Raw genomic sequence first — 13,342 nt, 5'->3', positions numbered from 1 at the left:
TATTTATTAATTATAACTATTTTAAACATTTATTTTTTATAAAAAATATGTATTAATGACTTACAAATATTTTAATTTATTTTAATTAGATATCTATTTTTACAAAAAATAATCATTGCACAGCCAAATAAAAAAAATAAAAAATAATATTCAATGAAAAACATAGACAACAAATAATTACAATCTAACCACAACTAACAAATTCGCATGTCCTCTATCAACTGAAAAAATAATTATTGCACAGCCAACATTATTTTAAAAAAGGAGTGTAATTAAATATGAATAATAAATTTCAAATAAATATTTTAACAAGTAAAAAATTAATCATTATTATGAGTTTATTCATAGTATTATTTTTTATTTCTTTGTCTTCTGTTAATGCTACTGTAGTTTATGGGAACACAACTACTGATTTAAACTATCAGGTTGGACAGGTTTTAGATCCTGGTTTTTCTGCAAATAACACCATTTATTTAGCTAATGGAACTTATTCTCAGTGGCAGAGACATTTTAATATTGGTATTAACAAGAGTGTTACTTTCATTGGATCAGGTAATACTATAATTCAGGGAAATCGTAATGATTGGTTATTTAATGTTCGATCAGGATATACTGTTTCTTTTATAAATATGACTTTTATTAGGGGAAATGGGACAAGTTTTAATTTCGGTGGAGCTATAAACAACCAAGGCGGAACTTTAACAGTTGAAAATTGTAAGTTCTTAGACAATGCAGGTCGAGAAGGTGGTGCAATAAGAAGTGATTCATCATCAACAGTTAAAATAATCAATTCAGAATTCATAAACAACACTGGACTTCGTGTGGGAGCTATTTATAATCTTGGTGATAATTTTGTAGTTAGTGGTAGTAATTTTGTTAATAATTCTGCTACTGGGGATGGTAGTGTTATTTATACTTCTAATTCATCTACTATTAATTATAATCGTTTTTATAATAATTCTGGTAATGGTCAGCTTTATGTGACTAATGGTACTGTTAATGCTAATTTTAATTGGTGGGGAAATAATAATGATCCTAATGGAACTTCGGTTATAGTAACTGGTGGTAATTTTATATTAAGTTATTATTATGTTTTAGAGCTTTCACTTAATAATACATTTTACACCAATACAAATGACACAAGAAATTACAGTAAAAATCAAAATGCTACTTTAACTTATAATTTAACACTTAATAATCCTACAACTAATAATCCAAGTTTACTTCCATATTTTGGAGTAAATGTAATAGTTAGAAACAGTACTAGTGTTATTAATAATAGTAATGGTGATATAAGAACGTTCATGTTCTCACAAGTTGTAATGTTAACTAATAATAATCCTCAATCTTCAATTAATGCTTTAGTGGATGGTGAGAATATTGTTCTTATTATTGAATCTGAAGCTAAAGTTAATCTCACTATTGTTAAGGTCGCAAATGTAACTAATATTTTGAATAATGGTACTATTGAATTTACAATAACTATAATAAATAATGGATATGATTTTGCATCTGGTGTTACTTTCACTGATTCACTTCCTGATAATTTTAAACTTTTGAATGTTAGTGGAGGATCATCATACAACAGTACAACAGGTATTTGGACTGTTGAAGATATTGGACCTGGAGTAGCTGTAACACTCAACATGACGGCTCAAGCTGTTAAATCAGGAACAATAAACAACACTGCAGGTAATGTAACAGCTATTGAAACACTTGTTAATCCAGATATAAACTCCACAGTAACAATCACTATCACACCAGCAGTAAATCTAAACATTACAAAGGTATCTAATGTAACTGGTCTTAACACCTCACACATTGGAGACTATGTAAAATATGTCATAACTGTTAAAAACAATGGTTTAGATAATGCAAGCAATGTACATGTATATGATATCTTAGATTCCAAATTAACCTACATTACATGCAACTCTTCAACTGGAACTTATAATAATGCCACAGGTTTATGGAATATTGGAACCTTACATGTTAATCAAACAGCTACATTAGAAATCGAAGTAATAATAGCTAATATTGGAACAATAGAAAATATTGCAAATATAACAGCAAATGAAATAATACTTGATGGAAGTAACACCAACACAAGCACAATAATTCATGTAGGTCCTTTAAACAGTACTTTGATTATTAATTCTATCCTGGATACTAAGGTGAATAGTAGTGTTAGTATTAATGGAACTTTATTAGATGAAAAAGGCGCTCCGATTAGTGGTGTTATTGTTAATTTAATTGTTAATGGTGTTGCTTATAATACTACTACTGATGCTAGTGGTAAGTGGAATATTGGTTATCTTGTAGGTTCAACTGGTGTTATTAATGTTGTTGCTGAGTTTGTTGGTAATACTAATCATGCTGCTGCTGTAAATAACACTAATTTTAATGGAATTTCTTTAAATAGTACATTAGTTATTAATCTTATTTCAGATACTAAGGTGAATAGTAGTGTTAGTATTAATGGTACTTTATTAGATGAGAATGGTGCTCCGATTAGTGGTGTTACTATTAATTTGGCTGTTAATAATGTTGCTTATAATGTTACTACTAACGCGAATGGTAATTGGAATATTAGTTATCTTGTAGGTTCAACTGGGCGTATTAATGTTGTTGCTGAGTTTGTTGGTAATGGTAATCATACTGGTGCTGCTAATGCAACTTATTTTGATGGTTTGGCTTTGAATAGTACTTTGGTTATTAATTCTGTTCCTGATACTAAGGTTAATAGTAGTGTTAGTATTAATGGTTCTTTGTTGGATGAGAATGGTGCTCCGATTAGTGGTGTTATTGTTAATTTAATTGTTAATGGTGTTGCTTATAATGCTACTACTGATAGTAGTGGTAATTGGAGTATTACTTATCTTATTAATTCAAACGAGTTAGTCAATGTTGTTGCTGAGTTTGTTGGTGATAATAATTATGCTGCTGCTGTTAATACAACTTATTTCAATGGAGTAGCTTTAAATAGTACATTAGTTATTAATCTTATTTCAGATACTAAGGTGAATAGTAGTGTTAGTATTAATGGTACCTTGTTTGGTGAGAATAATAGTGTGATTAGTAATGTGAGTGTTGTTGTGACTGTTAATGGTGTTAGTTACAATAGTACTACTGATGCCATGGGTAAGTGGAGTATTACTTATCTTGTTAATTCAACTGGACTATTTAACGTTGTTGCTATCTTTAATGGTAATACTAATCATACTGCTGCTGTAAATAGCACTAGTTTTAATGGAGTGTCTTTGAATAGTACTTTGATTATTAATTCTGTTCCTGATACTAAGGTGAATAGTAGTGTTAGTATTAATGGTACCTTGTTTGGTGAGAATAATAGTGTGATTAGTAATGTTACCATTGTTGTGACTGTTAATGGCGTTAATTATAATGCTACGACAGATGCCAGGGGTAAGTGGAGTATTACTTATCTTGTTAATTCAACTGGAAATATTAACGTTGTTGCTGAGTTTAATGGTAATACTAATTACACTGCTGCTGTAAATAGCACTAGTTTTAATGGAGTGTCTTTGAATAGTACTTTGGTTATTAATCTTATTTCAGATACTAAGGTGAATAGTAGTGTTAGTATTAATGGTACCTTGTTTGGTGAGAATAATAGTGTGATTAGTAATGTGAGTGTTGTTGTGACTGTTAATGGTGTTAATTATAATGCTACTACTGATGCCAGGGGTAAGTGGAGTATTACTTATCTTGTTAAGTCATCTGGAAATATTAACGTTGTTGCTGAGTTTAATGGCAATGCTAATTACACTACTGCCGTAAATAGCACTATTTTCAATGGTTTGGCTTTAAATAGCACATTAATCATTAATCCAGTTCTTGATACTAACATGATTAGTAATGTTAGTATTAATGGTACATTATTAGATGAAAATAATAAGGCGGTTAGTAATGTAAAAGTTGTTGTAACTGTTAATGGTGTTAGCTATAATGCTACTACTGATGCGAGTGGTAAGTGGAGTATTACTTATCTTGTTAATTCATCTGGTCTAGTTAATGTTGTTGCTGTTTTTGATGGTAATGATTGGTATGTTAGTGCTACTAACAGCACTAATTTTATTGTGACTAACAATGTTAATATCAGTATTATTAAAATAGCTAGCATTAATGGAATTAATAATGGTGTTAATGCCCATTTTGGAGATACTGTAATTTATAATATTAGTGTAGTGAACAATGGTGCTACTACTGCTACTGGAGTTCTTGTAACTGAAATAATAAATAATACTAAGTTGAAACTTAATAAAGCATCTACAACACAAGGTTCTTATAGTACTGTTAATGGATTATGGACTATCGGTGAGCTTACAGCTGGTAAAACAGTAACACTCACAATTAATGTTACTATAATAGCTATGGGCAATATCAGTAATTCTGCTAATGTTTCAGCAAGTGAAAATAATATCAATAGTAACAATAAAGATACAGTCAATATAAGTGTTAATGATGTTAATATTAGTATGATTATGGTTTCAAATGTTACTTGGCAAAATAATCCTCATTATGGTGATATAGTGACCTATAAAATCACAATTACTAATAATGGTATAACTGATGCTCACAGTGTTAATATCACTGATATACTAGGAGATAAATTAAAATTTATCAACTACTCCACTACTGATGGAAGCACTTATGATAAAAACACTGGTATATGGTCTATTGGTACTCTAAAAGCAGGAAATAATCTAACACTAACAATCACTGCTAAAATTAATGACCTAGGAGAAATAGAAAATATTGCTAAAATTAATACAAATGAATCAAATATTAATAATAAAACAAATGATAGCATCAAATTCACAGTTAATGATGTGAACTTAACTATCGTTAAAACTAGTAATATCACAGGAAACCCACTAGTTGAAGATTACATCACATACACAATTAAAATAACTAACAATGGTCTAAGCACAGCTTCTAATTTCAATGTATTAGAAAAACTAAACTCTAAATTACAATTCATTAGCTATTCATCTAACATAGGAACCTATGATCACCTTTCAGGCTCATGGAACATATCTGATTTAAGTAGTGGAAAGATAGCTACATTAACAATTAATGCAAAAATAATTAGTGTAGGAACCATAGATAACACTGTTACAATTAACACTACTGCTAATAATATTGGAAATAATAATAGTTCAACAAATATTATTTCAAAAGCAATTCCAACCCAAATCAACACATTAAATGTGATTGTAAGTGTTGATAATTCTGTTAAACTTGAATCCATTTTAAAAGATGTTAATAGTAAACCTATTGAAGATAAAGAGGTTAAATTCTATGTTAATGGAAAATTCATTGGAACAGCTATTACTGATGTAAAAGGTGTAGCTTACTTTAGTTATACTCCAACAAAAATAGGTACATTAACTTACACTTCATCCTTCGCTGATCCTACAGGTGTTTATGGGTCTTCAACGTCATCATCAGCATCTACTGTAACTGTAACTAAAGATAAAATCACTTTAACCACTACATTACCAACTGGATCTGTTGGAGATAAAAAAACAATAAAAATCAAAGCTACCAACAGTGAAAGTAAGACAGTTCCAAATAAAACATTCACAGTCTATATAAATGGTAAAAAAATAGGTACTTATAAAACTAATAGTAAAGGTGAATTTACTATAAAAACCACACTCAAAAGTTCAAATAAATTACAAATCAAGTTCGCTGGAGACAATAAATACAATAAATTGTCTAAAACTTACACATATATTGCTAAATCTAAAGGAAAAACAATCACTACAATATACTATACTAAAACCAAATATAATAAACCTGCAACTTTGAAAGCTAAATTAACTACTAATAACGGAAAAGCATTAGCTGGTAAATACATTAAATTCTATGTTGCAGGAAAATATGTTGGAAAAGCTAAAACAAATAAAAAAGGAATAGCTATTTTCGAATATACTCCTAAGAAGAAATAATACTTTTATTTCTTCATATTTTATTTATCAGCTTCAAGACACAAACATTAATCATAAGAAGTAGAAGTATATAATTTTAAATAAAAAAGAATAATATAATCAATAATTTATTCATCCTAATCTATTAACTTTTATTAATGACTCTACTGGAACTCCTTCTACTTCGGATATTCCTGTTTTATCAAGTAATACTGCTACAGCAACTGGGATTGCACCTTGTTCTTTTAAAACTCTAAGTACTGTTTTTATTGTGTTGCCACTAGTTATTACATCATCTACAACAATGACTTTTTTTCCAGAAACTGATGCAAAATTTTCACTGATTGCTCCACCTTTGGTAACAGGAGATTTTTCGCTTTTTCTGTGTTTTTGTGGATGGAAAACTGCAAGTGCTGGCTCAGACCCTTCGTAAGGTTCTAAAAAGTCTGCCATAATGGTTGCAAAGGGAATTCCGCTAATAGCTATTCCAACAACTACTTCAAAATCTCCATATTTTGTTACCATATCACTTAAAGCTGCTGAAACATATCTAAGCCGTGAAGAACTTCCACCTAAGCTATTCCAATTAATTGCAAAATCTAAAGGAGCATTTTCACTTTTTTCTTCACTTTGGTTTGGTTGTTGAAGTGTCAACCAAGTTGCTGTGTCCATTGAAACATTTAATTCATCAGCAATCTCACCAGTGGTAAAACCATGACTTCTGAGTTTTTGAGCTTTTTTAACAAGTTTTTCATTCATTTTTTCACCATAGCTATTTATTCTGTTATTGTGTATATGATTCATTGATTATTAGTTAATAGTATATTTTAGTCATTGTTTCTTTAGCTGTATTAATTGTATTATTATTATTATTATTATTTAATATCGTTTATATGTATAGGTATTTGCTCTTTAGATGATCTGTTAGCTGCTAAAACCATCTTAAGCGCATTAATTCCATCATCTCCTGTGATTTCTGGCTCACTATCTTTTAAAACAGAATTTACAAACGATTTTAATTCTTCTTTTAATGGTTCTTCATGTTGTATTTTAACATCTTGTGCAAATTTTCCATACACATCAATACTTTGGTCAATGTAATCAATAGATATGATTCCGTCAGTACCTGTAATTTCCAATTCTCTTCTTTTATATGGTGTTAACCAGTTTACTTCAAGAATGCCAGTTATCCCATTTTCAAAATTAGTCATTATTTCGGCATGATCTTCGTATTCGCATTTTTCTAGTATACTACCCATTGTGGCATAAACTTGAATTGCATTTTCGTTAAATAAATAATACATTACATCTAAATCATGAATAGCTAAATCTATTGCTACACCAACGTCTTTTATTCTTGGAGGAAATGGACCGACTCTTTTTGCAGATGCTGATACAATATCTCCAATAACATCATTTTCTATGAGTTCTTTAGCTTTTTGAATTGAGGGATTAAATCTTTCAACATGTCCAGTTGCAAATTTAATTCCTTTTTCCTTTGCAGCTTCGTTCATTTCTTCAGCTTCTTGTAGTGTAAATGCTATAGGTTTTTCTACTAAAACATGTTTCCCATGTTCAATAGCACTCATAACAACTTTATGGTGATGTGTCGTCGGAACACATATACTGACTAAATCGATTTCAGGGTTTTCTAGCAAGTCTTCATAGTTAGTATATCCTTGAGTATCATATTTTTTCGCTACTTTTGCTAATGTATTTTCACTTACATCTGATATTCCTGCTAATTTTGTATTTTCTAATCTATGGTAAACACGAGCATGATTGTATCCCATAGCACCAACGCCTATAACACCAACAGTAACATTATCCACAATTAATCCTCCATTCTTTACATTGATCATATATATAATTATGTTATTATCATTTTACTTTAAAAAAATAATTATCTTTAAATTAGTAGTTATTTTTTAAGTAAATAATTATTTTTAAACTATTATTTTTAATTATATTTTAAACTATTATTTTTTATTTTTAAACTATTATTTTTAATTATATTTTAAAAATTATTTTTTATTTTTAAATTTTGATTTTCCACTTTTTAAATCTTTTTAATTAAAAATAGTTAGTTGTAATTAATTATTTTAAATCCATTACAGTTAATATTTTAATTAACATTCACTTTATTATTTCAATTAATACATTATTATATTCCAGAAATCGTTTTGTTCAATATTTTGATTAGATTGTTAAAGTATGTTTAGTTTTTAAAGAGTATTTGTTTTGTTTTAATCTTTTTGTTTATATGTTGTTGTATTTCGATTTTCATAAGTATTCACTCATGATTTTACCAGTTTCTTTTCCTAAATTTTCAGCATCTTTTATAGGTCCTTTCAAACGAACCTTACTTAAAATTTCTCCTGATTTTGTCAATAAAACAGAATATAATTCTATTCCATCAAGTTTTATTTTTGCAGAGGTTCCAAGTGGCCATTGGCATCCAACACCTAATTCATTTAAAAGGCTTTTCTCAGCAAGGACTTCTTGATATGAATAATAATCGCTTATTTTCTGAATTATTTCTTTTTTCAATGAATCTTTCCTTGTAATCACGGCTATTGCTCCTTGTCCTGCAGAGGGAGTCATTTCTTCAATTGAGAACCTATATTTTACATGATTCATTAATCCTAATCTAACTAAACCAGCTTCAGCCATAATTGTAGCATCAATTTCTCCATTCATCACTTTTTGTATTCTAGTTTCAATATTTCCACGTATTGGCTTGAGTTTAAGTCCTTTATCGTGATGGTTGCAGAATGCTTCTCTTCTAAGACTACTACTTCCTAGTGTAGCACCAGGTCTAAGCTCTTTCCATGAAAATTTAGATATCAAGACATCATTAGATGATACTCGTGGAGGAACTGCAACAATTTCAAGATCCTCATTTAAATCAGTTGGAACGTCTTTTAAACTATGAACTGCAAAATCAACTTCCTCTTCAAGAACGGATTTATCTAATTCTTTAGTGAATAATCCTTTAGAGTCCATATTATAAAGTTGTGAAGTAGTTATTTTGTCTCCAGTTGTTTTTATAATATTTACATTTACATCTTCTTTTGTAATATTAGATAGTAACCTTTTAACGTAATTTGTCTGTACAATGGCTAAATTACTACCTCTTGTTCCTACAATCAGTTAACCATCTCCAGTTTTTTTTATTTGGATTATATTATATTTAATATTGTAATGTATTTAATATTGTATTCCTGTCTATATTTGATTCAATATCAAATTATCATGATATTTGGCAGTATACATTGAATTAGAAGTATATATTTTCATTATACAATTATAATTATTTATAATTTATTAAATTAAGAATACTATATGTTCTCTTTAAAGTTATTACTCACTCTTATTATACATTTATTATATTAAATATTTAGGGTCTCTCAAATTTTAGAAGGTATCAAATAACTTTCTTAAATGTTTAAATAGAGTATATTATTTTAATATATTCTTCTAAGTTATAAGTTTTTCTTAAACTTTAGTAATTATTCACTTTTCAGTATTATTTTTTTAATCACAATTTAATAGTATGATTGACTTGTTAATCATATTAATTGATATTACTAATAATATCATTATCCATTTACTATTAATATTGTCTTTGATTTTATTATTACTAAATTATCGATGCTAATAATTGTTAATTTTTATTTCTTAATTTTTATCATCTTTTATTAGTTTGAGAATAATTAGACCTGTAAATGAATAAAATATTTCTATTATTTTCTATACAATTATTTTGAGCATCTTTAGGACTTTCAACGTATTTCACATGATTTTTCATAATATTTTCTACAGATTTGCCTAATTCATCGACTAAAATCAAATCATAGCTATTTTTATCTACTAATCTATCTAAATAATTAGATAACTCTATTTCATTAATTTCTTCACAGGTTACTCCATATTTCCCTCCAATTATAATGGAATAATCTTTAAAGTCATTTAACATATTAATTGATTTTTCTATAGACTTAACATTAATTCCTGGATTGATCTCTTCAATTATAATAGAGTTTTTCTCGTTTTTTTGAGAACTTCGCCCTTTCACTCCTTTAAATGATTTTAATCCTTTTTTTATAGTTTCCATGTTAATGTTCAATGTTAATGATGCACAAACACTTCCTAAAACATTTAAAAGGTGCACTGGATTTGGTGCATATGTTTCCAATTCTATTTCTCCTGAAATCTCAGTATCTTCTATTGTTTTTAATTTATCATATACTATAGTGAAATTTGTTTTATCTAAATTATAATTAATATCTTTAGCTATCAAATTGATATTTATATTTTTTGAGCTGAAATCATCATATAATTCATAATTTTCAATTTTAAAAGTGTTTATTTTATTTTTTAATTTAAATTCATTTTTATAAAACTTATGTAGTGTATCATGTTCAATTACAACAAATTCATTATTAAAAACTTGTTTTTTAGCCTCTTTTGCATTAGATGTGTTATTTGCAATAGGATAATTTTCTATTATGTTTGTTAGTATTCCAACTTGTCCAACTCCTGTTGTTCCCAGAGAACTTTCAAAAATACAGCTATTATAACTCATATTCTTATTTTTGGCTAAATTAATCGTTTCAAGGATATTTGCAGGAGTTATACTTATGTTTTTTTTTAATAAACAATTTTTAGTATTATTTTTAGTATTAGTATTATTTTTAGTATTATATGAATAAGCACCTAAACTACTTAGAATAAGGGGATCATATTCTTTTAAAATATTTTTTAATATATTGGCAGTTGTTGTTTTTCCTTTAACTCCAGTTATTTCAATTATTGGAAAATTATTCATTGTAATATGTTTATCATGATGATTATTACTTTTCCAAGAATCTATTATATATTTAACTATTTCATGATGAGTTAAATCATTATTTTTATTATATATATTCTTATATTTTAGTTTTCTTCTTATTTCTTCACCTTTTAATGGTGAATGCACAGGAAAAGTAATAATCAGTTCTTCTATATTTATTTGAGTGTTATTCAAATCCTCTATGTTTTTTATTAATTTAACACTATTTATATTGAGCTTATTTTCATCTTCTTTTTTTAAAGTTTTATATAAATCATATCCATAAACATTATCAAACTTATTTAATTTTGATAATTCAATAGCTATTTTGACTCCACCATGTGTTAAATCAATAACTAAAACATTCATTATATTACTCCTGATAATTAACTCTTTTTTGTTTTAAGCTCAAATTGAAGATTTTTCGTTATTTTTTTGAAACCAATGTTTAATATTACCTTATTCCGCCTTCACTTAATTTTTCTTTAACTTTTTGATAGAATTCTTTTTTTTCTGTTCTTATGAAATATACAGGGCGTTCTGATTTTTTAAATTTGACTTCGTCAAGGTCTCTGATTTCTTTATTTATCTGCCCATCCATTACTAAAATAGCTTTTTTTCCTTTTCTAAGTAATCTTATTTTAATTTCACTATTGTCTGATACTACAAATGGTCGAATTCCTAATTTATAGGGGCATATTGGTATGATTATGAAGGCTTCTACATGGGGATCTACGATTGGTCCTCCAGCAGACATTGAATAAGCAGTTGATCCACTTGGTGTTGATAATATTAATCCATCTGCTCTAAATTCTTCTATGACTTCTCCATCTACTTCAACTTCAAAGTGTAACATTTTGGCTGGTTTTTCAGTCATAATAACTACTTCATTTAATGCAGAAAACAATTGATCACTGTATGATACTTTAACTTGTGATCTTTTCTCTGTATAAAATTCATTTTTAAGTAGTTTATTTAGTTTTTTATCAATATCCTCAATATCTACTTCTGTTAAAAAACCTACAGTTCCCATATTAATTCCAAAAATTGGAACGGGCTCTTTTAGTCTATTCTGCGCCATTAGTATTGTTCCATCTCCTCCAAATGTAATTAAAACATCAATTTCAAATTCTGATATTGGACGAGCTAATTTTTGGAAATTTGTGGTAATTTTGAAGTTTTTTATTTTATCATAAAGTACTTCATTTGTTTTAGCTATTTTACCAATAGCTATTTTAATCTTATCTTCTTCTTTATATTCTTCTAGCTTTTCAGCTAACTTTGAGTTTATTTGAACATCAATTCCATTTTTACTCAATCTTTGAATTATTTCCCCTGCAATTAATATGGATTCCTCTTTATCTAATCTGCTTACAACTCCCACACTTTTCACAGGATTCTTATTCCAACATTCTTCACTTAAATCATCAGTTTTCTCATTATTACTATTAAAATAGCTAGTAACTTGTTCATGAAGTTCTTTATTTGTTGATGCAATAATTTGGGTTGTATTTTTACTGGTAACATTATTTTTTAATTTATTTCCTTGTATATCTGTTATTATGCTTCCAGATTCTTCAATAATAAGTTTTGAACCTGCAATATCAATGGTTCTACTTCCTCTAATGTCTACATAAACATCGTATTTTCCTGTACTTATATATGATGATTCAATCGCAACTGATCCAAGTAATCTCATTCTTCTTATTTTACTAAGTAATTCCATGCTATTTCCTTGTGGCTTTATATATCCTCCTAAAGATACTTTAGATAGGTTAGTTTCTATGTTAGGACTTATTTTTTCAGAGTTCAAATATGTTCCTTTTCCTTTAACTGCTTCATATAAATCACCACAGTAAAGATCTTTTATAACTGCAATTTCAATATCTTCTAATGTTGGAATTTTGTTTTCTCTTATTTTAGATATTGCAATAGATATTCCATAAACTGGAATTCCTTTAATTGCATTATTTGTTCCATCTAGAGGGTCAATAATAAATATGAACTTAGCCTCATCATTATTATCTTTATTTGTCTTATTGTCTTGATTTATGGTATTTATTTTCTTTTTGTTTTCAATGTTTTTTTCGATATCTATTGATTTTGCAGTTCCATTTCCTATTATTAATTGTCCTATTTCTTCGCTTATTAAATAGTTATTAAAATCACAGTTTTTAAGGTTTTTAATAACTTTATCTTCTGCATATTTATCAATTAACTTTGTAGGTGTTCCATCTGCTCCGATTTCTATAATCTTACCTGCATCATCTTCATTAATATGTAATTTTATTTCATTTTCAACATCTTCAATTATTTTATATGAAATTTTTTTACATATTTCTATATCTTTTTTATTCATCATTGATGCCTCTTTATTTCGATATTGTTTTATTAAATTTAAGATCAGATATTTTTTACAATTTAAATGTCTTAAATAATAATTTGTGTTTAAAATAATATTTATGTTATAATGCATTTATATTCTACTAACATTATTAGTATTTAATTAATTATTACTATAATATATTTTATTATTACTATAATATGTTTTATT

General features: G+C 27.5%; 6 protein-coding genes. 1 reads left to right on the top strand and 5 read right to left on the bottom strand.

Annotated features, from left to right (window positions below):
• The first annotated feature begins 278 nt into the window (after positions 1 to 278).
• A complete protein-coding gene (locus MBFIL_RS01115; RefSeq protein WP_066970637.1) occupies positions 279 to 5,975 on the top strand; it encodes a carboxypeptidase regulatory-like domain-containing protein in 5,697 nt (1,898 codons plus the stop codon).
• Between the two features lie 111 nt (positions 5,976 to 6,086).
• Here the strand turns inward: MBFIL_RS01115 and MBFIL_RS01110 are convergent, their stop codons facing one another.
• The 5 genes from MBFIL_RS01110 to MBFIL_RS01090 form a co-directional block, all read right to left on the bottom strand.
• Positions 6,087 to 6,713, bottom strand: a complete 627-nt coding sequence (locus MBFIL_RS01110; protein WP_066970635.1) for an orotate phosphoribosyltransferase-like protein — start codon at positions 6,711 to 6,713, stop codon at positions 6,087 to 6,089.
• Positions 6,714 to 6,829: 116 nt separating this feature from the next.
• A complete protein-coding gene (locus MBFIL_RS01105) occupies positions 6,830 to 7,786 on the bottom strand; it encodes a Gfo/Idh/MocA family protein (RefSeq protein WP_066970633.1) in 957 nt (318 codons plus the stop codon).
• 451 nt (positions 7,787 to 8,237) lie between these two features.
• The gene (gene hemC, locus MBFIL_RS01100) at positions 8,238 to 9,107 is read right to left on the bottom strand and encodes a hydroxymethylbilane synthase (protein ID WP_066970631.1); all 870 of its coding nucleotides are present in this window, start codon (positions 9,105 to 9,107) and stop codon (positions 8,238 to 8,240) included.
• A 538-nt stretch (positions 9,108 to 9,645) separates the two neighbouring features.
• The gene (gene cfbE, locus MBFIL_RS01095) at positions 9,646 to 11,157 is read right to left on the bottom strand and encodes a coenzyme F430 synthase (RefSeq protein ID WP_066970629.1); all 1,512 of its coding nucleotides are present in this window, start codon (positions 11,155 to 11,157) and stop codon (positions 9,646 to 9,648) included.
• A gap of 85 nt (positions 11,158 to 11,242) precedes the next feature.
• On the bottom strand, positions 11,243 to 13,150 hold the full coding sequence (locus MBFIL_RS01090) for a bifunctional NADP phosphatase/NAD kinase (RefSeq protein WP_245637437.1): 1,908 nt from the start codon (positions 13,148 to 13,150) through the stop codon (positions 11,243 to 11,245).
• Positions 13,151 to 13,342: the final 192 nt, after the last annotated feature.

Origin of the sequence: Methanobrevibacter filiformis, from assembly GCF_001639265.1 — an archaeon.
GTDB lineage: Archaea > Methanobacteriota > Methanobacteria > Methanobacteriales > Methanobacteriaceae > Methanacia > Methanacia filiformis.
This window is presented reverse-complemented; position numbering and strand designations above follow the sequence as displayed.